Source organism: Ruegeria sp. CDSC085, from assembly GCF_059610465.1.
The window spans coordinates 19,646-41,580 of the sequence record NZ_JBXWNR010000010.1; the positions used below are offsets into that span (position 1 = coordinate 19,646).

The 21,935-nt window shown below is 56.2% G+C and carries 23 protein-coding genes and 1 pseudogene; 21 read left to right on the plus strand and 3 right to left on the minus strand.

Annotated features, from left to right (window positions below; translation table 11 throughout):
- Position 1 precedes the first annotated feature (1 nt).
- The 16 genes and pseudogenes from AC2FJB_RS14790 (at position 2) to AC2FJB_RS14865 (ending at position 14,051) form a co-directional block, all read left to right on the plus strand.
- Positions 2-757 (plus strand): ABC transporter ATP-binding protein, encoded by a 756-nt coding sequence (locus AC2FJB_RS14790; protein ID WP_496719351.1) that lies wholly within the window; start codon positions 2-4, stop codon positions 755-757.
- 92 nt (positions 758-849) lie between these two features.
- The gene (locus AC2FJB_RS14795; RefSeq protein ID WP_496719352.1) at positions 850-1,149 is read left to right on the plus strand and encodes a hypothetical protein; all 300 of its coding nucleotides are present in this window, start codon (positions 850-852) and stop codon (positions 1,147-1,149) included.
- Positions 1,150-1,504: 355 nt separating this feature from the next.
- Positions 1,505-1,663 (plus strand): annotated as a pseudogene (locus AC2FJB_RS14800) (IS6 family transposase); the annotation flags it as partial.
- Positions 1,664-1,755: 92 nt separating this feature from the next.
- Positions 1,756-2,682, plus strand: coding sequence for a hypothetical protein (locus AC2FJB_RS14805; RefSeq protein WP_496719353.1), 927 nt, complete (start codon positions 1,756-1,758; stop codon positions 2,680-2,682).
- Between the two features lie 84 nt (positions 2,683-2,766).
- On the plus strand, positions 2,767-3,723 hold the full coding sequence (locus AC2FJB_RS14810) for an AAA family ATPase (RefSeq protein ID WP_496719354.1): 957 nt from the start codon (positions 2,767-2,769) through the stop codon (positions 3,721-3,723).
- Positions 3,720-4,625, plus strand: coding sequence for a DUF58 domain-containing protein (locus AC2FJB_RS14815; RefSeq protein WP_254683867.1), 906 nt, complete (start codon positions 3,720-3,722; stop codon positions 4,623-4,625). The genes AC2FJB_RS14810 and AC2FJB_RS14815 overlap by 4 nt, the downstream gene beginning before the upstream one ends.
- Complete coding sequence (locus AC2FJB_RS14820) at positions 4,622-4,993, plus strand: hypothetical protein (RefSeq protein WP_496719355.1); 372 nt, start codon at positions 4,622-4,624, stop codon at positions 4,991-4,993. Before AC2FJB_RS14815 ends, AC2FJB_RS14820 begins: the two co-directional genes overlap by 4 nt.
- Positions 4,986-5,945, plus strand: a complete 960-nt coding sequence (locus tag AC2FJB_RS14825) for a VWA domain-containing protein (protein WP_496719356.1) — start codon at positions 4,986-4,988, stop codon at positions 5,943-5,945. The genes AC2FJB_RS14820 and AC2FJB_RS14825 overlap by 8 nt, the downstream gene beginning before the upstream one ends.
- A complete protein-coding gene (locus AC2FJB_RS14830; protein WP_496719357.1) occupies positions 5,945-6,844 on the plus strand; it encodes a VWA domain-containing protein in 900 nt (299 codons plus the stop codon). The genes AC2FJB_RS14825 and AC2FJB_RS14830 overlap by 1 nt, the downstream gene beginning before the upstream one ends.
- Entirely contained in the window at positions 6,841-7,515 is a 675-nt protein-coding gene (locus AC2FJB_RS14835; protein WP_496719358.1) for a hypothetical protein, read from the plus strand. Before AC2FJB_RS14830 ends, AC2FJB_RS14835 begins: the two co-directional genes overlap by 4 nt.
- Entirely contained in the window at positions 7,512-8,693 is a 1,182-nt protein-coding gene (locus AC2FJB_RS14840; RefSeq protein ID WP_496719359.1) for a hypothetical protein, read from the plus strand. The genes AC2FJB_RS14835 and AC2FJB_RS14840 overlap by 4 nt, the downstream gene beginning before the upstream one ends.
- A 110-nt stretch (positions 8,694-8,803) precedes the next feature.
- Positions 8,804-9,523, plus strand: coding sequence for a response regulator (locus tag AC2FJB_RS14845; RefSeq protein ID WP_496719360.1), 720 nt, complete (start codon positions 8,804-8,806; stop codon positions 9,521-9,523).
- A gap of 9 nt (positions 9,524-9,532) precedes the next feature.
- Positions 9,533-10,690 (plus strand): FIST N-terminal domain-containing protein, encoded by a 1,158-nt coding sequence (locus AC2FJB_RS14850; RefSeq protein ID WP_117872998.1) that lies wholly within the window; start codon positions 9,533-9,535, stop codon positions 10,688-10,690.
- 2 nt (positions 10,691-10,692) lie between these two features.
- Entirely contained in the window at positions 10,693-12,948 is a 2,256-nt protein-coding gene (locus tag AC2FJB_RS14855; RefSeq protein ID WP_496719361.1) for a hybrid sensor histidine kinase/response regulator, read from the plus strand.
- 45 nt (positions 12,949-12,993) lie between these two features.
- Positions 12,994-13,668, plus strand: coding sequence for a hypothetical protein (locus AC2FJB_RS14860; RefSeq protein WP_117872999.1), 675 nt, complete (start codon positions 12,994-12,996; stop codon positions 13,666-13,668).
- Positions 13,669-13,700: 32 nt separating this feature from the next.
- Positions 13,701-14,051: a hypothetical protein gene (locus AC2FJB_RS14865; RefSeq protein ID WP_117874007.1), complete on the plus strand. Its 351-nt coding sequence runs from the start codon at positions 13,701-13,703 to the stop codon at positions 14,049-14,051.
- An 18-nt stretch (positions 14,052-14,069) separates the two neighbouring features.
- Here AC2FJB_RS14865 and AC2FJB_RS14870 read toward each other — a convergent pair whose 3' ends face one another.
- Positions 14,070-14,882, minus strand: a complete 813-nt coding sequence (locus AC2FJB_RS14870; RefSeq protein WP_496719362.1) for a quinoprotein dehydrogenase-associated SoxYZ-like carrier — start codon at positions 14,880-14,882, stop codon at positions 14,070-14,072.
- Between the two features lie 122 nt (positions 14,883-15,004).
- On the opposite strand from AC2FJB_RS14870, the gene AC2FJB_RS14875 reads away from it, so the two are divergent.
- Positions 15,005-16,036, plus strand: a complete 1,032-nt coding sequence (locus AC2FJB_RS14875; protein WP_496719363.1) for a quinoprotein relay system zinc metallohydrolase 2 — start codon at positions 15,005-15,007, stop codon at positions 16,034-16,036.
- Positions 16,037-16,041: 5 nt separating this feature from the next.
- Here the strand turns inward: AC2FJB_RS14875 and AC2FJB_RS14880 are convergent, their stop codons facing one another.
- Both AC2FJB_RS14880 and AC2FJB_RS14885 read right to left on the minus strand, forming a co-directional pair.
- A complete protein-coding gene (locus tag AC2FJB_RS14880) occupies positions 16,042-16,821 on the minus strand; it encodes a pentapeptide repeat-containing protein (protein WP_496719364.1) in 780 nt (259 codons plus the stop codon).
- A gap of 29 nt (positions 16,822-16,850) precedes the next feature.
- Entirely contained in the window at positions 16,851-17,465 is a 615-nt protein-coding gene (locus tag AC2FJB_RS14885) for a hypothetical protein (protein WP_496719365.1), read from the minus strand.
- Positions 17,466-17,630: 165 nt separating this feature from the next.
- Between AC2FJB_RS14885 and AC2FJB_RS14890 the strand changes: the two genes are divergently transcribed.
- The 4 genes from AC2FJB_RS14890 (at position 17,631) to xoxF5 (ending at position 21,927) form a co-directional block, all read left to right on the plus strand.
- Complete coding sequence (locus AC2FJB_RS14890) at positions 17,631-18,743, plus strand: S-(hydroxymethyl)glutathione dehydrogenase/class III alcohol dehydrogenase (RefSeq protein ID WP_117873003.1); 1,113 nt, start codon at positions 17,631-17,633, stop codon at positions 18,741-18,743.
- Position 18,744: 1 nt separating this feature from the next.
- Positions 18,745-19,578 carry an S-formylglutathione hydrolase gene (fghA, locus tag AC2FJB_RS14895; protein WP_496719366.1) on the plus strand — a complete coding sequence of 278 codons (834 nt, stop codon included), beginning with the start codon at positions 18,745-18,747 and terminating at the stop codon, positions 19,576-19,578.
- A gap of 22 nt (positions 19,579-19,600) precedes the next feature.
- Positions 19,601-19,990 carry a c-type cytochrome gene (locus AC2FJB_RS14900; RefSeq protein ID WP_299638896.1) on the plus strand — a complete coding sequence of 130 codons (390 nt, stop codon included), beginning with the start codon at positions 19,601-19,603 and terminating at the stop codon, positions 19,988-19,990.
- Positions 19,991-20,124: 134 nt separating this feature from the next.
- Positions 20,125-21,927 carry a lanthanide-dependent methanol dehydrogenase XoxF5 gene (gene xoxF5, locus AC2FJB_RS14905; protein WP_117873005.1) on the plus strand — a complete coding sequence of 601 codons (1,803 nt, stop codon included), beginning with the start codon at positions 20,125-20,127 and terminating at the stop codon, positions 21,925-21,927.
- Positions 21,928-21,935 lie beyond the last annotated feature (8 nt).

The window sequence follows — 21,935 nt, forward strand, 5'->3', positions numbered from 1 at the left end:
AATGATTGCACTGGAAATCAGGGACTTGAATGTCTGGTTCGGTCACGCGCACGAACGCGTAGATGCAGTAAGAGGCGCGAGTCTTGAGGTAATACAGGGCGAGAGTTTTGGTCTTGTGGGTGAGAGTGGTTCCGGAAAGTCGACTATTCTACGTGCAATAACGGGGCTTGCACCGCATTGGTCGGGTACTATCAACGTTGAAGGTCAGCCACTTTCCGGATCAAGACGGGACCGATCGTTTTTTCGAACCGTTCAGATGGTGTTTCAGGATCCATACGCTTCACTACATCCGAGGCACACGGTTGATCAGGTTCTCAGCGAAACAATTCACCTGCATGGATTGGATAATATCGACAAACGTGTAGCCGGGGTTTTGGACGATGTTGGGCTTGGGCAGCGTTTTCGGTACCGCTTTCCGCATCAACTCTCTGGTGGCCAACGACAACGTGTCGCGATTGCACGGGCCTTGGCCGGTGAGCCGGACATCTTGCTATTGGACGAACCCACTTCTGCTTTGGATGTCAGCGTTCAGGCTGAGGTGCTCAATCTGCTGACTGATCTGCGCAAACAGCGCGGGCTGACTTATCTAATGGTTTCCCATGATCTTCCAGTTATCGCGCATATGTGCAAAAAACTGGCAGTTATGCGTAATGGTGAGATTGTTGAGGTAATGTCCTCGGAAACTCTGCGCACGGGTCGTCCCAACCACGAGTACTCTAAGCAATTGCTTACTGCGTCGGTTGCCCCGCACCAGTAAAACCGTTCGCGACTACAGGTACGCCATCTCCGGATTTTACACCGACGCGTGGACCCCTTTTGCTCCGGGATTGACACGATTTGCAGGTGCAGATGCGCGGTTATGTCTGGTGGCTGGGTGCCGCGACGCTGGGCTTGATCGGGCTGTTCAGCCTGCTGACACCGTTCCAGGATCCGACCTGCTTCGAACGTTGGTTTAACTTGCCTGGGAGCCTGGTCTCGATGGCCGTTTCGCTGGTCATGCTGGCGTTGACCTGGGTGTTCTTTACGATCCTGAATGATCAGAAGGATCTGCAGCTCTTCCTTTCGGCGCTTGGGTTCTTTGTCGTCAGCTTCGTCGGCATCCGCATCAGTTTCTATCCGATGATAGTTCCGCCGTCGCTCAGCATCTAGCAGGCCGCTGCCCAGGACGAAAGCCTTGCTTTCGCACTGGTCGGAACCCTGATCCTGGTTGCGTTCATTCTGACCTACACGGGTTATGCCTATTGGGTGTTCCGCGGTCTTGTGGTTCGCAAGCGTGGTGGGGCGAGCTGCCGTCGCATTTGCCATCCCCCTGGTCATCTGAATGTAAGCCCCGCGTAGGAGCAGAGCCGTAGTGTATTGGTCTCTTTCTGCAGTCCTGCATCGCCGAGAAGATTCTCCGGGATATTGCCAAATTGTTGACCGGGATTGATCTGGGTGTGTCAGCGTCATTGGTATTCCACCTCATATGCCTCGACTGTAAGGAGTCCGCTACCTTCGTGACACCATTGCGCGCGCGGTACGGGCGTACCACCGATTAGCGTCGAGCACGGCTGATGCCGAACACCAGCTGGCGGTGTCGGGCGTCATTGTCAGCCGGGAAGCGATCCGACTGTGGGTCAATCGCCTTGGACGACATTTTCTAGGTTGCGTCCGCCGGGATAGAACGGATCGCCATTTCCATCGAGGTGGCCCTTAAAGAGTTTTGCGAGAGAACCCTGTTCCGGATACAATACGTGTCACCTGGCGAGGGATTGTATGCGCTATTTATTATTGCAAGTATTGGCGATTGTTGCTTTTGCAGACGCGCTGCGCGCGGAAAAGAGCGATTATATCGAACTTGCACAGAAAGGATGGGGGTATGAGCTTCGGTCCACGATGCTGGGGCGCGATATGGCGATTCCAGTTCACATCAATGGCCGCGATCTGGTTGGTGCAGCCTTGTGCCTGGTCGGCGAACAACCGCATCCGCAAACGCTGGTCGTTCTTGATACTTTTCGAGAGTTGCTGAAACACAGCTTCGGCCACCCGACACCCATGCGGTACGCTGGCCCGTCTGCGCGGGATTGTGGAACCGGTCGAACCGTGGTTTTGCGATTGTATTCCGGGTTCCCTCCCAACCGGGACCTTTCAGCAGATATCGACTGGCTCAGTGAACTCCACCAGCTTGGACTGCCTGCGGGTCGAAACTATGTGGTGACATCACCGGCGATGGCGCAGACCTTTTTTGGCCATCGGGGGCAGGGGACCCATATCGTGGTCAAACAACCGGCCCATGATCGCCCCGGCAAGCTTGAAAGGGACTTTCACAAATCGATTCTGCTGGAAGAGCTGTTTCAGTCCTTCACCTTTGGCATGGACATCCTGCTATATGACAAGTCGTCAGGGTTTTTGTCCAAACTGCAGGAAACGCCGGTAAACTTGCAGCGTCTGCCTTGGAGTTCGCACGACTTTATGCGCGCATTGTTGGCTTCGAACCCAAGCGGTCTTTGTGCCTTTGACATCTTCATGATGCACGCAGTCGCGCAATCCCCGGTGGATCAAACCATAGACCCCGGCTTTATCGAATACATTGATACCCAATATGATCGCCTATGGGCGCAGACGGATGAAACCCTGGCCAATCCCAGATTTGCAGCTCTTTTAGACGAAGGCTGCACCAAGTCTGTTCGTGTGCCCAGGTAATACCATCTGGTGTGTTTCGCTGAACAGGTGACTCCGAGTAGCCTGAATGCAGGCAATGCGCCCTGAGAGTCTATGGGAGGACATATGGATACGAGGCCTGAAAACCCGCCACGCGCCATAGCGGGATTGTCGGGGTATCTGTCGCAGGGGCTTGTTGGTCACGAGCATCTGGTTGAATCCCTTCTAATCGCCCTGCTAGAAGGTGGTCATCTTCTGGTAGAAGGGCCGCCCGGGCTGGCGAAAACACGCGCGGTCAAATGGTTGTCGAACGCCGTCGAGGGCGGCTTTGCCCGCATTCAATGTACGCCGGACCTGATGCCGTCTGATCTGACCGGAACACCAGTGTACCAGCCCCAGGAAGGCCGCTTTGAATTTGTTCCGGGGCCTGTGTTTCACACATTGGTGCTGGTTGACGAGATCAACCGCGCGCCGCCCAAGGTGCAGTCCGCTTTGCTCGAATCCATGGCAGAACACCAGGTTACGGTTGGAAATGAAACATATGCCCTGCCGGATCCCTTTCTGGTCGTGGCGACCCAGAACCCCATTGACCACGACGGAACCTTTCCCTTGCCTGAGGCGCAGTTGGACAGGTTTCTGCTGCATGTCGTTTTGACTTTGCCGGATTTGGAAACGGAACGTGAGATCCTCGATCTGGTCATCGCTGAAACACGGAATGGGCCTCCAGTCGCGCAGCAGATGACGCTTGATGAGCTGAAGATTGCCCGTACCCAAGCGCAATCGGTTCACGTTGCGCCAGAGTTGCGGGATTATATCGTACGACTTGTGCTCGCGACGCGTGAAGGTCCGTTTGCCGAATTTATTGAACATGCAGTCTCGCCCCGCGGGTCGTTGGCCCTGGCCTCGGCATCGCGCGCACGCGCCTATCTGCGAGGCCGGGATTTCGCCCTGCCTGAAGATGTAGCCGCCGTCGCGCCCGATGCGCTGGCCCATCGCATGGTGCTGACCTGGAGAGCCGTTGCGGATGGCAAAAAGCCACGCGAATTGGTGGCCGACATTCTAAATGCTGTCGAGCCGCTGTGACGGGGGTACTGGCACATGCGGGGGTTCGCCTGACAACTGAGGCTTTGATTGCATTGCGGCACATCGCATTGACCGACCACAGCAACCCAACAATGACGGCCCTGCCCGGAGGATTTCTGACCCGAAAGCGCGGGCAGGGCGTCGAGGTTGCAGATGTACGTGAATATGTAGACGGGGATGACATTCGTCATTTGGATCGCGGAACAACCGCCCGCACAGGGCGTATGCATATCCGGCAGTTTCAGGAGGAACAGGATCGCGTCGCCCTGTTGGTTGCTGATTTTCGATCGCCGATGTTCTGGGGCCTCCAACGGGCTTTTCTTTCGGTGGCAGCCGCCGAAGCTCTGACCTTGATCGGGTGGTTCATGGTTGAAAGCGGCGGGCGTGTTGGTCTGTTGGCGCTCACCACCGGCACACCCGTTATTGTTCCCTTGCGCGGAAAAACGCGCGGGATGCTGGACGTGATCGGAGGTCTGGTTCAGGCCCACGCGCGCAGTCTGACCGCGCTGCAAAAGGGTGAAGATGAAGGCTGGACGCTGGAACAGGCGCTTGCCGGCGCTGATCGCCTGACCCCGACGGGGGCCGAGATTATCATCGCGTCTGGCTTCGATCAGCAGGGAGACGGCTTTTCAGACGTGCTGGACCGGCTCAGTCATCGCCGCAACCCAAGACTGCTGCTTGTGACCGAAAGCAAAGCGCACGAGATGCCAAAAGGCTGGTATCCGATCCGCCTTTCAGATGGGCAGCAAAAGCGGGTTTATCTGGCCCAGGCAGAGCCTTCCGGTGAATTTGTGTTTCAGAAGGTCGCAACACATTCTGCGCTTGTCTTGAATGCCAGTGACCCGGTCGAACAAACCTCTCGTCGCATTTCGTCGGTCTTCGCGACAAGGTATGTGGCATGAGTGAGAAAGCCCTTTCTGAAGCCACAATGCTGGCCAGCCTGCGGGACATCCATTTGCCCGCGGAGGCTGCAGGCGGGGTGTTTGCCGAATACGCGGCTGTCGTTGGTATCGCGGCGCTGGCCTCAGTTGGCTGTGTCGCCATCTTGCGGTTTCTGAGCATCAAGACCGCAGCAAACATGCAGATGGGTCCATCTGATCAGACTGCTGAACGACCGGGTTGGTCTGTGGATCGCCGTAGAGTGGCTCTTTTGCACAGACTGCGAGTTGAGAATCCGAAGCGATATGAAGAGTTGACTGGCGGTCTTTATCAACCTGGCGGCGGTCCGGATCTGGAGACCCTGCAAGAGGAGGTCGCGGGTCGTGTTTGAACTTGCTGATCCCTGGGTCCTGCTCGCGCTGCCATTACCTTTTGTCATCGTGCGTTTGGTCAAACCTCGGCCGGTTTTCGAGCGGGGGTTCCCAGTCCCTGACCGCATAGGCGGTATGCTTATGGCGGCCAGTCCACAGAATAAGGCCGAGACCCGGTTTTTGGCGGACCACCTCATATTGTGGATCATTTGGGCGCTCACGATTTTTGCCTTGTCCGGTCCGCGCGAACTTCAACCTGTTAGCGCTTTGAAAGTGTCCGGACGGGACCTTGCGATTGTTTTGGATCTTTCGGGATCAATGGTGCGGGATGATTTTCATCTCGACGGGCGCCAGATCACCCGTTTGGAGGCGGTGACACGCGTTGGATCCGAGTTCGCCAGACGTCGCGCCGGCGACCGTGTGGCTTTGATTGTTTTCGGGTCCGAAGCCTATTTCGCCACGCCTTTCACATTTGATACCGAGGCTGTTGCACGACGGATCGAAGAGGCCACGATTGGTATCTCGGGCCGTGCGACAAACATCTCCGATGGTCTGGGCCTCGCCTTGAAGCGTCTGGCCAACAGCCAGGCGGCTTCGCGGGTCGTTATTCTGTTGTCGGATGGGGTGAACAACGCGGGTGCAACGAACCCCAGTGGCGTGGCCGAACTGGCGGCTGAGATGGGGGTGCGGGTCCATACAATTGCGCTCGGCCCGAAAGACCTGCAAAGCGCCGAACTCGGTGAACGCGGTGTAGTCGATGCAGTCACGCTGCGTGCTATTGCCGAAGTTTCGAGCGGCGAGGCGTTTCGCGTCAAGACCGCCGATGATCTTATTGAAGTGACACAGGCACTGGATCGGTTGGAGGCGACGGATAGCACGGGCCTTACGGCCGAGGTCCACAGATCTTTTTGGACCTGGCCCGCAGCAATGGCGGCAGCACTTGCCCTGTTGGCGGCGTGGAGGCAAGCGTGATGATTGAGCTGGATGTCACTCTGCTTAGGCCGGTCTGGGGGCTTTTGTTGGTGGTCGTGTGCGGGGCCGGGTGGTGGTTGCTTTCCCGCGCCGGGGGGTTCGGAGCGTGGGACAAGGTCACCGACCCGCAGCTTGTCCAAGCGATGGCTGCGATTGGCCGGATCGAAGGCGGCTCCTTTCCGCTCACAACGGCCGTCTTATTGCTGACCACCGGGATCATTGCAATTGCTCTGACCGGCCCGGCAATCGAACGGCGCGACGCGCAAACCTATCGCAATCTGGATGGCGTATTGTTCCTTGTGGATGCATCAGAAAGCGTGGCTGATGACGACCGCTGGCCACAAATGCTAAGCTTGGGACGCTTGGGTGTCAGTGCGCTTGGGTCCCGGCCCGGCGGCATCATCGTATACGCGGGCGATGCCTATGTCGCCACGGATATGACGACCGATCACCGCCAATTGGGTCAAACACTCTCGCTCATCGATGGGCAGACCGTTCCGGACAAGGGATCGCGACCGGAACGCGCACTGGCATTGGCGGATCAGCGGATGGAGGAGGCGGACATCCTGGCCGGGGACGTGGTCATATTCACTGACGGGGACGGGCTTGGATCATCTTCTTTGCAGCAGGTCGCATCTCTTGCCTCACGAGGGGCACGTGTGTCTTTGGTTTCAGTTCACTCACCGACTGCACAAATTCAAACCCACGCCACTGTCGGCGGCGGAGCTGTCTTCACATTGAACCAGTCAGATGATCTGGCCATCTGGTTGGCAGATGATGCCGCAACCCGCTTGAAACGGGCGGACTATCCGGTGCTATTCTGGCACGATCTGGGACGGTACCTGTTGTTTTTCGCACTGCTCCCCCTGCTGTTTTTGTTTTGGAGGGCAGGGGCATGAGATGGTTCGCGATTGCGGGTGCCGCATGTATTGTCGTTGCCTTTGCGCTGGGCGGCGCTGCCCCCTTTGGCCGCATTGCATTGGCGATTGGTCTGTACCCAATGGCTGCAAATCTGTTTTCCGACCCTGACTGGCAGGGGATTGCCTTCTACCGAGCCGGAACTTTCGACAAAGCTGCCAGTGCTTTTGAAAGCGCTGGAAACCAGTATAATCTTGGCAATGCTTACGCCAGGAACGGCCAGCTGGCCGCTGCGCTGGAAGCCTATGATCAGGCCATAGCCAAGGGAAATCCGGATGCTCGGGCGAATTTCGATCTGCTGGCCGCCTTTTACGCGGGGCAGCAGATCGACCCCGAGGCTTTGGGCCTTTTCCCCGAACGCAAATCCGGCTCCAAGGCCGACAGTTTTGTCGCGCGCGGGAATGCGCGGGCGGCGGGAACCGGCAGTGAGGTCACGAACTCGAACACGATGCTGGGATTGGCAGAATTGGACAGTCGTGGACGACTGGGCGTACGGCGCATTTTTGACGACAAGTTCATGGTGGCCGACCAGCGCTGGCTCAATCAGCTTTCCGATGTTCCGGGTGAGTTCATGGCGGCGCGGATCGCGCAGGAACACAAGCGCAGGTTAAAGCTGGGCCTGTCCCCTCCTGAAGCGGAGAGCCCGGAATGAAGTGGTTGGTTTTAATTCTCGTCGCACTTCCTGTTCAGGTTTTGGCACAGTCCAAAACAGTGCTGCCGTCCGAGGCGTCGATAGAGGTTACCATTGCAGACGACGCCCCCGTTCCGTTCACCCGCGAGATGGTGCTGTTGACGATCCGGGGTGTCTACCGTCGGCACATCACGCGCGAAGAACTGATCCAGCCCCGCTTTGATGGGTTCAGCTGGGCACAGCTGGGGCCGGACAGTTGGTCGGAAGAAAGGATCAATGGTCGGAAATACAAAGTGTTTACCCGACGTATGGCGATCTATCCTGTCGAGGCAGGCAAGCTTTCAATTGGTCCGTTTGTGCACAGGTTGACCCTGACAGACGAAAATGACGACTGGTTCGAACATGAGATTCAATCAGATCCGCTGACCATTCAGGTGGCGAAAGCCCCGGCCACGCAGGATTGGTGGTTTCCGGTTCGCAAGTTGCAGATTTCGGATCAGTGGTCGAATGCGCCGGATCAACTTGCACCGGGTGAGGGTGTCTTGCGCGTCATTCGACTTGAAGCCTTGGGTGCGACACCCGAGATGCTTCCGCCAATGCCTGAGTTGACATCGCCGTCAGCCCTGATCTTCGCGCATCCTGAGAAACGGCTTGTCGAACTGACCCCGGAAGGGCCGGTCACCTATGCGTTTTGGCGCTGGACCATACGCCCTTCAAACGACACGTCTGGCATCGTTGAGCCCCTTCAATTCAGTTACTTTGACACTGTGGCCCGCGAAACCCGAGAGGTCACCATCTCGCCGCAACGCATTGCCTACGGCACGGTTACCCAAGAGGAAGGCCCCGACAGATCGGAGAAAGATGTCGCACAAGCAAAGCTGTTGGGTGGGCCTGGCGCCGCAATCGCCAGTGTTGTTTTTCTGGCCGGTTTGGTATTGGGCATGTCCGGTCACAAGGTGGCCGCTTCAAGGGCACTGCAACGCTTTGGTATTTTCGATCCACTGGTTCGTGATTTGCAGAGCTGTGCCAAGACCGGTCGTGCAGACGGATTGCGACAAGCTGCTTCTGCCATCTTGCACCGCGACAGACTCTCATCCAGACGCCTTAAACAAATGCAGGACTTTGACAGGCAGTATTTTGATCCCAAGGCCGCAGCGCCTGATTTGAAGGAGTTTGCCAGAAGTTTCCTCAAGAATTAGGTCATCTGAGTCATCAAGCTTTTGTTATCTATGGTATCTTTCGCTTGTATCAAAACGAAACAGTTGAACTGATCCGGAAATGCTGTACTTTTCCCTTTGGAGGAGAAGCAATGCAGATTGCGGGATGCCCTAAACCGGTGGACCAGGTGTCCAGTGTGCTGATAGTGGATGATCATCCGCTGTTCAGTGACGCGCTGGCCGCGGCATTGAAGCTGAGCTTCGAGAACTGCCGAATTGAAAAAGCCGATACGCTGAAGCAGACACTTGAGATACTTGGCGCAGGCTTCAAGCCTGATCTGATCATGTTCGATCTGAAATTGCCGGACGTGACGGGTATCTCGGGTTTTCAGCAGCTCCGGCAGCGCTGTCCGAATGCGCCGGTTCTGGTAATATCGTCCCTGGCATCCGGAGAGCTGGTGCGATCGTTGCTGGACCACGGTGCGATGGGATTTCTGCCAAAAGATACGCCGGCGCAAACCCTGAAACACGCCATTCAGGAGATCACCTCTGGACGGAGATACGTGCCCACCGAATACAACCGGGTCGAAGAGCTGAAGCAATCCGAAAGCACCGTTTATCAGTCCAGCCCCGAGCTTTCATCATTGACGCCGCAGCAGGTCAAAATTCTCAAGCTTATCTGCGTGGGCCAATCCAACAAGCAGATTGCATATGAGCTGTCGCTGGCCGAGGCGACGGTCAAGGCGCATATCACCGCTTTGCTGCGCCGCCTTGGGGTGCGCAATCGGACCCAGGCCGCTGTTCTGGTTGATTCAGTTGTCGCCCGACAGTCGCGACATGAGCCGGAGGTTAAATCCTTTCTTCAACACTAGGGGGCGCGCATGCGGGATCTGGAGCATGAACCGAATTTCATTGCGATTGGCCGTTCCGTTGACTTGGACCCGACGACCGCTGTTGAAGAAGCCTGCGCGGAAATCGATTGCCTGCTGTCTTGCTTTGTCCTGGCCTTTATTCCCAGCACTCTTGATCCAGTCGAAGTGTCGCGTTGCCTGAACAGGAAACTCGCGGGTGTTCCTGTTTTCGGCTGCACCACGGCAGGACAAATCACGCGGTCGGGTTATGAATCGCATGCGCTTTTGCTGCTGGCCTTTCCGAAGTCCAACTTTCGATGCTCGTCCATTTTGTTCGAATCGCTCAGACCGCTCAATTCAACGGAAACCGCTGCCACAGCGCAGCGACTGGCCGAAAGATTCCGCCATACGGCGGGGTGGAACAGGCTGGCGCTGGTTTTTACGGATGGATTGTCTAAGCAGGAAGACTTGTTGGTCTCAACGCTGGAAACCGTACTGGATGGATTGCCGATATTTGGCGGTTCTGCCGGGGATGGCCTTCAATATGAAGAGACGTTCGTTTTTCACGGTGGCAAGGCGCACAACAATGCTGCCGTCCTGTTGTTGATTGAAACCAACCTTGGTTTTCAGGGCATAGGTTTTGATCATTTCCTGCCCATCGGATCAGAGATCATCATCACCGACGCCAACCCGGAAGAACGCGTGGTTTATGAGATAAACGGGGCACCGGCGGCGCAGGAATATGCCCGATTGGTTGGGTGCGCTGCCGAGGATCTTTCGCCACTGGTATTTGCAGAAAACCCTCTGCTTCTCAGGCAAAACCTCAACTACTATGTACGTGCCATTCGTGAACCGATGGAGGGGGGGTCCCTATCCTTTCTCGCGGCGATTGATGACGGTCTGATCATGACACTGGGGCGTGGGAAGGAGATCATTGAAACGCTCAAAGCTGGGCTGAATGTGCGCGACAACACCGGAACCGCCCCGGATTTCATTCTTGGGTTCGACTGTATTCTGCGAAAACTGGAAATCGAACAGAAACAGTTGAGCAAACAGGTTTCGGATGTTTTGCAATCTCACCGGGTGGTTGGCTTCAATACCTACGGAGAACAGCAATCCGGCGTGCATATGAACCAGACCTTTGTGGGGGTCGCTTTCTTTGAGCCCGAGAAGCGAGACCTGAGCTGACCATGCTGAATCCAGACGACCCGCCAGAGATTCAGATATCCAAACAGGCCAAGATCATCGATGCGTTGATGCGGCGTGCCAACCGCCAGAAAGATGTGGGTCCGTCCGCCTTTCTGGCGTTTCAGTCGGCGATAGAGTTGCAGCAGCAAGTGATGGAGCAGAGCCGCGATCTGGAGCGCGCGACCACCGAACTTGAAAGCGCCAGGTACGAACGCGAACAAACCCGCAAGAGCCTCGTCAAGGCCTTGTCTTCCATGGAAGAAGGGTTCGCGCTGTTCACAGATGGTGAATTGAACCTGTGTAACGATCTGTTTCAGGCGATCTTCCCGGACATGTCTGACGTTGTCGGACCCGGCCTCAGCCTGGGTCGGTTTTTTCTGTTGGTGCAGAACAGCCCCGATTTCGTATCGTCCGACCATGGAATATCGAAAATGTTGGATACGCTTGAGCGCAATTGCCATACCGGGATGGTGTCCAGCGACGTGATCGAATTGCGTGGTGACCGTTGGTATCAACTCAGCGCACAATACACGTCGCCGCAGAATGTGGTCATTCTGCTAACCGATATCACATCCGTTGTTCGCAGGAACCGCGATGAAAAAGAAACCCTGATTGACCGGCAGGAAGACTACCTTCAGGCGGTTTTCCAAAACATGAGCTCTGGCGTTTGTACATTTTCATCAGATACCAAGATCATGATGCACAATGCGCGGTTCCGGGAAATACTGAACCTGCCGCTATCCGTCTTACAGGGAAACATACCTGTTCAAACGCTTCTGGATCTTATGCGGACGCGCGGGCTGATCAAGGCCGATGATGAACTCAGGATCGACAAGTGGCAACACGAGCTCAAAAGCCGCGGCTGGTTGCGCAAACGTGTGCGCGATGGATCAGACCGCGTATTGGACATTCAGGTCAACCAACTGCCGGATGGTGGTTTTCTGGTCGAATTGAAAGACGTGACGTTTGAAGCACGTGCGACCGAAACCCTGGAAAACCGGGTTATGGAACGCACGGCAGAGTTGACGCATGCCAACGCCAAGCTGGTTCAGGAATACGAAGAAAAAGCGCGGGTGGAAGAGGCGCTGCGGATCGCAAAGGAACGAGCCGAAGCTGCGGTCTCTTCCAAGACACGATTTCTTGCGGCGGCCAGCCACGACCTGCTTCAGCCGATCAATGCCGCAAAACTCATGATCTCGACCCTGCTGGAGATCACGCGTGAGACCGAGCTTCATGAGATGATGGAGCGGTTAGAGGGTGCCTTTGGATCTGCTGAACAACTGTTGCACTCATTGCTGGATATATCGCGGCTTGAAACTACCGATCCGGACACGGTCTCACCCACAGAAGTTAGTCTCGCTACGATAATTGCAGGGATACAGGGCGACCAAACGCTTGTCGCCGAGAACAAGAACGTGAGGCTTGATGTGGTTCCGTGTTCGGAAATCGTAAAATCCGATCCGGTCTACCTGTTGCGCTCGATCCAGAATCTGGTCGTGAACGCCATCCAGTACACCGAACCCGGAGGTCGGGTTCTGGTGGGGTGTCGCAGGCGTGGCGACAAGGTCATTTTGCAAGTCTGGGATACAGGTATCGGGATTGCACGCAAGGACCAGGAACGCGTGTTCGAGGAATTCACGCGGGCCGAAAACGTGCCATTGGGTTCCGGCATGGGATTGGGTTTGTCTGTAGTAGACCGCGCCTGCCGACTTTTGGGCCACAAGCTTTCGCTTCGATCCAAACCCCGCATTGGTTCGGTGTTCAGCATAGAAATGGACAGGGTAGAAACAGAGAAAAGCGCCGTCGAACCGTTGGACCTTCTGGCCAATACGGGCGATGTGCCGTTGGATTTCATCATTCTGGTGATCGAAAACGACCGTGATGTTTTGTTTGGGACAACGCAGTGGCTGGAACAAAACGGTGCCAGTGTTCTGCCGGCCCGGTCGCCGAAGGAAGCGATGCAATTCATAAAAGACATTGGAATGCCGCCGGATATCATTCTGGCCGACTACCAATTGGATGATGGGGAAACCGGCGTTAATGCAATTCACCGGATCCGAGAGATGACGCAGGCCCAAGTTCCGGCAATTCTGATCACCGCTAATCGCAGTGAAGCGTTACGCAAAGACGGATTGCGGCATGAGATTTCGGTTATGGCGAAACCAGTCAAACTGCCGCGGCTCCGGTCTTTGATCATCTGGAAAATTCAGAATGCTTTGCACACGCAAACGCTCAATACCGACAAAAGTCGGCGGTGACATGGGGCGATTAGCCCATACTCTCATCGCGGGGAGGACAAAATCATGAGAAGGCTTCTTTGCGGAATTGCCGTTTTGGTTTTGAGTTTGATTTCGGTTTCCGCGGCATCGGTTGATGCCGAGCAAGCCTATGATTTGCTGTTCCAAGATGGCGTTCTGGACACTATCTCGCGTGACAAGGAACTCATTTATCAGCGTACCGTCACAAACCAGATAAGACCGGATACGGCTGAACGTGATACCGGTGTTATTGCGCTCAGCTTTACGAACGACGGGAACGAAATGGCACATCTGGAATTTCGCCAAGATGACAAACACCGCGCTATGGGTGTTTTTCCGGCCAACGTCGGCAATCCGATGATTATGGTTTTCTATGAAAGCGCCATCCGGGATATGGCCGAGTCCGCTGGAGGTAGCCCGTTTTATATCCGAAACCGCATCAAGGATGCGCTGGTTCAACCTGCCGAGATCGTCGAGAGCGAGGCGGTGGTCGATGGCAAAACCATCCCCGTACAGATCATCTTTATGCGCCCTTTCGCTGAAGATCCGAACCGGGACCGGATGCAAGGTTTCGGAGACCTCGTTCTCCGCGTCTCAGTGTCAGAGGAGATACCGGGGTGGTATTTAAGCCTTGTGGCGGAAGCTGTTTCTGAACGTGACGGCATGGCCGTTTATCGATCGGAAATGCGGTTTGGAGGAGTGCAGGAGGGTCGCGAATGAAAACGTCAGGCCAAATTCGGGAACGCAGCCGCATGACCCTTGCAGCTTTGATCACGGCCGTTCTGGCCGTGCCCGTCGCAGTGTCGGCTCAAAGCGTTGCGGAACGGCTCAATGACTACCCGACCGCAGCGCGTGCGGATTACGTGTTCGCGTGCATGGTCACCAACGGCCAAACTCGCGAGATGCTGGACAGGTGTTCATGCTCGATCGATTTGATCGCTTCGATCCTTCCCTATGAGCAATATGAACAGGCGGAAACTGTTCTGTCTATGCGTCGGGTCGGAGGAGAGCGCATGGCATTTTTCAAAAGTGCGGTGCTGGCCGAAAACATGGTGGCCGACCTGCGCCGGGCGCAGGCTGAAGCCGAGGTTGTCTGTTTCTGATAAACGCAGTCTGGTCCGTCAGCTGGCCGCGGCTTTGGGCAAGTCTTTCTCGAACGTGTTGCCCTCGGTATCCGTTGCCTTGACCGTCAACATGGTCGAGCCGTTGTCGTTATAGGCAAATCGGAAAGCCGGGTTCTCCGAGATCGAAATGCCGCCGTCCATAGTGAACAGCAACTCATCCCCCTGCCAAACTTCGATATGGTCGATGAAATGCGCAGGGATGAATAGTTGCGTAACCTGATCGCGCTGCAGGCCGGAATAGTTCGGGTGACGGATCATGATCTGAGCTTCTCGACGCGGCGCGGAAATCTGCGCCTCTTGCCCAAAGCTGCGCAGCTTCATCTTGCCCATGGACGCCAATGCGACCTCTGGATCTTTGCTGGCTGGTGCTGAACAGCCGCCCGATGCTTTGACAAACCGGCCGGTCATATGAAGCCCGTCAGGCGTTTCAGCAATCACGCGGACATTCGAATATTGGTTCACGCGGACTCGCATCTCGAAATCCAATTGACCCATGGCTGGTGAAAAAGCAAAGACGCCTGCTATCGGGGCCGGGTTTTCGTCGATCACGACAGTGGCAGCGGAAATCCGGGCATCGGGATCAAGCTGTTTCAAAACGATCGGCACCGTTGCGGCATCATGCGCCCGGTAAGGGGCGTCCAGCGAAAGCAGCGTGTCCGCATTTCCGATCCGGGCATCGCCCACGACATCGTATTGCAGGTCCTTCCAGGTCTCGCTGCTGACCAGCGGATTTTTGATTGGCTGCTCTGCCCAAGCAGGCAGGGCTAGTGCAAGTGAAAGGATTGCTGCGGGTGCTAGTGCTCTGGCCATGTTGTTTCCTCCGGCAACCGGTAGCGAAAAATGTGCCACAAAACGCAAGGAAAATAAATGCCGACGAAAGGCGTGGTGGTTCTGTCAGAGATCTGTGCCAATGTTCTTGTCGGAGGGCTGCTATGTTTGAAGCCGTGATTTTGCTATGCGCTCAGGTTGCGACAGAGCCTTGCAGAGAACAGCTTTTGCCGGGTTACGAAGCCCGATCACAGGCTGAATGCGAGCAGAAGCTGAAAACAACTCTTCCGCCGCTTTCCGATTGGCGCAGCGGCGAACCGTTTTGCCAACACATTGGTCAGGCACTGGAATTTGAAGAAGCTGCGCCAGGTCTGTTCGTGCATCGCGGTTTGATAGCGGAACCCGCCGCGGACAATCTGGGCGATGTGTCCAATATCGGATTTGTCATCGGCCAGGACAGTGTTGCGGTGATTGATACGGGAACGGCACCTTGGATAGGAGAGGCTGTCTGGCGGGCCATTCGGGCCGAGACGGACAAACCAGTCAGTCACGTAATTTTAACCCACATGCATCCCGATCATACATTGGGGACTGAGTCTTTGACCCTTTCAGGTGCGCAGGTTGTCGGCCATGTGGGGCTGGAGAGAGCGTTGCTGGACCGGTTGGGCAACTATGTTGAAAGCCTGAGCGCCGCGATCGGCGATAGCGCCTATGTGGGCGTCGGGCCAGTTTCGGTCGACATCGCTGTCGAAACCACGGACGAGATCGACCTGGGTGGGCGTAAACTGATCCTGCGGGCCTGGCCCCGAGCACACACCGGGAATGACTTGACCGTCATGGATGCAAACACCGGTGTTATGTTCACGGGCGATCTGGTATTTCACCGGCATACCCCGGCATTGGATGGTCAACTGATCGGCTGGCAACGCGTCCTGAAGCAGATGACCGGGCTTGACGTCACCCAAATCGTACCCGGCCACGGTGGGCCGATCCTGGCGTGGCCTGAGGGCGCCGAGGATATGAGGCGCTATTTGAATGTGCTGGAAACCGACACGCGCGAAGCAATCGACAGTGGTCAGCGACTGGGCGATGCGGTTGAAACGATCGCTCAGGGAGAAGCGGCGCACTGGGAATTGTTTGACGCCTACAACCCGCGCAATGCGACGGTCGCATTCACCGAACTTGAATGGGAATAGCCCTGTCAGCGAATAGCCCGATCCAAGTTTTTCGCGGCGCCCAGATTGGTCTGATCTGCGCCCCCAACGTCAGTCAGCCGCGTTGCCGTCAAATCGGCATTCGTAAAATCGGCACCGGACAATGTGGCCCCTGTCAGGTCCGCCCCGCCCAATGTGGCCATCGACAAATCCGCATTGGTGAAATTTGCGTTGGGCAATTTGGCAAATTCCAGATCGGCGCGGGACATTCGCGCGTCAGTGAAATCCACGTCCGATCCGCGAGCCGAGGACAGAACGCCGCGCATAAGCCCCATGGATTGGTTGCGCATGTCGGCCGAAAAATCCGCCCCTTTGAATACTGCCCGGTTCAAATTGGACTTGGTGAAATCGGCGGCTGTTCTGGCATTTGTGAAATCCGTATCGCTCAGATCTGCCTGGCTGAGCTGGGTCTGGAACAGCTCGGCCCCGACAAGAGATGCACCTGAAAGGTCGGCGCCGATCATCCAGGATTGGCTGAGAATCGCGCCGTCCAAAGTCGATCCCGATAAATTGGTGCCGTTCAATGACGTCGCTCGCAGGATCGCGTTGCTGAAATCCAACCCGGACAGGTCGAGATTGTTCAACCAGACCCGGGTGAAATCTGCGGGGGCGTCGGCCGTGGCAACGGCAAGCCGGGCCACGACATCTGCGCGGGACATTTGCGCTTGGGTCATTTTGGGCAGAGTCATGTCAACACCGCTGAGTGGGGACTGGCCTAGGGCCGAGAGGGGCGACAGCGTCAGAAAGACGATCAGTAGGTGTTTCATATTTCCCTCCTTGCCAAGAGGCCGCTGCATTAACCTTGATCTGAGGTCAACTGTTGCAGCATTTGCGAAATCGCGAACAGGCGTCGCTCGATTATTTGCGGTGTTTCGCAAAGATAGGTGATCGAGCGTTGACGGTCAGAATAGATCAGCTGATCCCAATCCAGCTGCTCCTCCAGGGCGTCGATGCGGTCATAGTCCGGCGAGTCGGAAGACAGGGCTTGCTCCATTTCCACCCGGGCCAGATCAATCTTTTCAGCCATATCGATCTGGTTCAACGAAAACTCTCCGATCCCCGCAATGATGCGCTTGCGCCTTTTGGACAAGGTGTCAAAGACGCGCTGGAACACCTGACCCAGAATATCCGGATCACCGTTGTACCGCGAGGCAAACTCTGCAACTTGTGGCCGAAGATCCTCAAGGTCGATCCGCCTCAGCGCCAACAGGCCAGCAATTTCATCGATGTCGGCACTATCTTCGGTGGTTTCGCTGTCAGGGACCTGGTACGGCCACATGAGGCCCAGCGACAGGTCCTCGACTTTGCGTTGGATGCACGGCCAGGTTGGGTCGGAAAAATCCGCTGCCAGGCCTGGGCCAGCCGCGCCGAGCCAAGCCAGCGCCGTAATTATTAGCTTGCCGTTAGACATCGCAGCTCTCCTCCACGCGGACATCATGCATGGAATCTGCGCGCGAAGTCCATTCAACCCAATACACACCATTGTCTTAATTGTTTGCACATGGCGCTCACCCTCATACTCGACCCAAGCTGCCGGACTACGGTTGATTCCGGTGCCATGGGAGGAAAGACAGAGATGAGAACACGCGCGGCGGTTGCTGTGGCGGCAGGCCAACCCTTGGAAATCATGGAGGTTGAGCTTGATGGCCCGAAAGCAGGCGAAGTCCTGATTGAGGTCAAGGCGACCGGTCTTTGTCATACGGATGAGTTCACTCGTTCAGGTGATGACCCCGAAGGGATTTTCCCTGCAATTCTGGGTCATGAAGGCGCCGGAGTAGTTTTGGAAGTAGGGGAAGGTGTCACCAGCCTTGAGGTTGGAGACCACGTGATCCCTCTTTACACCCCCGAATGCCGTGAATGCGAGTATTGTCTGAATCCCAAGACAAACCTGTGTCAGAAAGTTCGTGCCACGCAGGGTGCGGGCTTGCTGCCAGATGGTACGACCCGGTTCAGCATGCTGGACGGGACACCCATCCATCACTACATGGGCTGCTCGACTTTTGCCAATCACACCGTTGTGCCCGAGATTGCGTTGGCCAAGGTGCGCAAGGACGCGCCGTTTGACAAGATTTGCTACATCGGCTGTGGCGTCACCACCGGCATCGGGGCCGTCATCAACACCGCCAAGGTCGAAATTGGTTCACGTTGCGTGGTCTTTGGTCTGGGCGGAATTGGTTTGAACGTCATTCAGGGCTGTCGAATGGCGGGCTGTGATCAGATCGTTGGTGTCGACCTGAATGACGGCAAGGCCGAAATGGCGACTCATTTCGGTATGACCGATTTCGTGAATCCCTCGAAAGTCAGCGGCGATATCGTGGCACATCTGGTCGAACTGACCGGCGGTGGCGCAGATTATACCTTTGACGCGACCGGCAATGTTGGCGTGATGCGAACCGCTTTGGAATGCGCACACAAAGGTTGGGGAGAAAGCATTATCATCGGTGTGGCACCTGCTGGCGCCGAGATTTCAACGCGTCCTTTCCAACTGGTCACCGGCCGGTCATGGCGTGGAACCGCGTTCGGCGGAGCCAAGGGCCGGACGGATGTTCCGAAGATCGTTGATTGGTACATGGCCGGCAAGATCGAGATCGATCCCATGATCACTCACAAGCTGACTCTTGATGAAATCAACCACGGCTTTGACCTGATGCACCAAGGTAAATCAATCCGTGCGGTAGTGGAGTACTGACATGGAGTTGAAAGTCATCTCGCAAAATCGCAGTTTCGGAGGTGAGCAGACTGTCTACTCCCACTCGTCCGAGACGTGTGATTGCGAGATGACCTTTGCTGTCTACCTGCCGCCTCAGGCCAAATCCGGGCCGGTGCCGGTGTTGTGGTACTTGTCCGGCCTGACCTGCACCCATGAAAACGCGATGACCAAGGGCGGATTTCAGGAGGCAGCCGCAGATTACGGCGTCGCGGTTGTGTTTCCCGATACGTCACCGCGTGGGGACAGTGTTGCCGATGACGACGCTTATGATCTGGGGCAGGGGGCCGGTTTTTACGTGAACGCCACCCGGGACCCTTGGCGGGCCCATTTCAGGATGTATGACTACATCGTCGACGAGCTGCGCGACATTGTACTGAAGAATTTCCCCGTGCAGGATCGTCACGGGATAACTGGTCATTCCATGGGTGGCCACGGCGCGATTACCATCGCCATACGCAACGCCGACAAATTCGGATCTCTTTCGGCATTTGCGCCGATTGCGCACCCGACGCGGTCGGATTGGGGCCGTAAACAGCTTAGCAGCTATCTGGGTGACGACGAAAATACCTGGGTCGAGCATGACGCCACTCTGCTGCTGGAAGAGCACGGCTGGAAAGGTGACTTGCTGATCGATCAGGGCGCCGATGATCAGTTCCTTGATCTTCTTAAACCCGAAGCACTGGCCAATATGATGGCCAAGCGTCGCCAGCCCGGACAGATCAGAATCCAGGAAGGGTATGACCACTCGTATTTCTTCGTAAACAGTTTTGCGCGCGACCATGTCGAATGGCACGCGGAACGCCTCAACCAATGAAAACAGCAAGGAAAGATTAATAGTGATCAGAACGGTATTTGCAGCAACCTGCCTCATGCTTTCCCCCGCCTTCGCAAGTGCCGAAGGCGATCCCGAAGCGGGCGAGAAAGTCTTCCGCAAGTGCAAGGCGTGCCACGCGGTGGGCGAGGGGGCTGAAAACAAGGTAGGGCCGATGCTGAACGGTATTGTTGGACGTCAGGCCGCAAGCGTTGAAGGGTTTGGCTATTCACCGGTGTTGATTTCCCTGTCCGAAGAGGGGCTGGTTTGGACACCGGAAGAACTGAACGCGTTTCTGACAAAACCACGCGACTACGCGAAAGGGATCAAGATGACCTTTGCGGGGCTGCGAAAAGAGGACGATCGAGCGAACATCATCGCATATCTTGCGACCTTTGAGGACAACGGGTCGTAGGAGAGCGCATTGCTCACCCACCGATGCGACCGGAAAACTACCGGTCCGGGCGAGCATTAACAGACACCGTAATCCGACCTGGGTGAGGTGTTGCAATGCAGAGAGAGATCTCTGCACGAAAGGGAGGAGATTGAATGAAAAATCTATCGCTTTGGACCTCCGGGATTGCCATTGCACTGGCCACAGCGGCCTATGCAAATGACGACCTGGTTGCCCAGATGGAGAACGCGAAACAGTGGGCGATCCAGACGGGTGACTACAAAAATCAGCGCTATTCCGCACTGGATCAGATCAACGCAGACAATGTTGGTGATCTACAGGTCGCATGGACCTTCTCGACCGGCGTTCTGCGCGGTCACGAGGGTTCGCCGCTGGTGATTGGCGACATGATGTATGTCCACACGCCGTTCCCGAACATTGTCTATGCTCTGGATCTGGCCAATGACGGCAAAATCGTCTGGAAGTATGAGCCTAAGCAGGACCCGGACGTGATTCCGGTTATGTGCTGTGACACGGTGAACCGTGGCGTGGCTTACGCTGATGGCAAGATTTTCTTGCATCAGGCCGACACCAAGGTTGTGGCGCTGGATGCCAAGTCCGGCGATGTCGTGTGGGAAGTCCAGAATGGTGACCCGGCGATTGGTGAAACCAACACAGCCACAGTGTTGCCGATCAAGGACAAGGTCATTGTCGGTATCTCGGGTGGTGAATTTGGTGTGCGCGGGTCGGTTACGGCCTATGACATGAACTCGGGCGAGCAGGTTTGGCGCGCCTATTCCATGGGACCGGACTCCGATATCCTGGTTGATCCTGAAAAAACCACCCATCTGGGCAAGCCGGTTGGCGCGGATTCCGGAACCAACACGTGGGAAGGCGACCAATGGAAAATTGGTGGCGGCACCACTTGGGGTTGGTATTCGGCCGATCTGGACGAAAACCTGATGTACTACGGCACCGGGAACCCGTCGACATGGAACCCGGCGCAGCGTCCGGGCGACAATCGCTGGTCGATGACAGTCATGGCCCGCGATATCGATACCGGTATGGCGCGTTGGTTCTATCAGATGACGCCACATGACGAATGGGACTATGACGGCATCAATGAAATGATCCTTTCGGAGCAGGAAATTGATGGCGAGCAGCGCAAACTGCTGACCCATTTCGACCGGAACGGTCTTGGTTACACCATGGACCGGGTGACGGGTGAATTGCTGGTGGCCGAGAAGTTCGATCCGGTGGTCAACTGGACCACGGGCGTCGACATGGATCCCAACAGCGAAACCTACGGTCGTCCTGCTGTTGTTGCTCAATACTCAACCGAGCAGAATGGCGAGGACGTGAACTCGACCGGTATCTGCCCGGCTGCTCTGGGCACCAAGGACCAACAGCCCGCAGCCTATTCGCCAAAGACCGAGCTTATGTACGTGCCGACAAACCACGTCTGCATGGACTATGAGCCGTTCCGCGTGTCTTACACCGCCGGTCAGCCCTACGTGGGTGCGACGCTGGCGATGTATCCGGCGCCGGACAGCCATGGCGGTATGGGCAACTTCATCGCCTGGGACAACACCGACGGTTCCATCAAGTGGTCGATCCCCGAGCAGTTCTCGGTTTGGTCGGGCGCTCTGGCAACGGCAGGTGACATCGTGTTCTATGGCACGCTTGAAGGGTATCTGAAGGCTGTGCATGCCGAGACAGGTGAAGAACTGTATAAGTTCAAGACGCCCTCAGGCATTATCGGAAACGTGATGACCTACGAGCAGGGTGGTAAGCAGTATATCGGCATCCTGTCGGGAGTTGGTGGCTGGGCCGGTATTGGTCTGGCGGCTGGTCTGACCAATCCCAATGACGGTCTGGGCGCCGTGGGTGGCTATGCTGCTCTCAGTGATTACACCGCGCTGGGCGGTCAGCTGACGGTGTTCGCACTGCCGAACTAAGCAAAGGA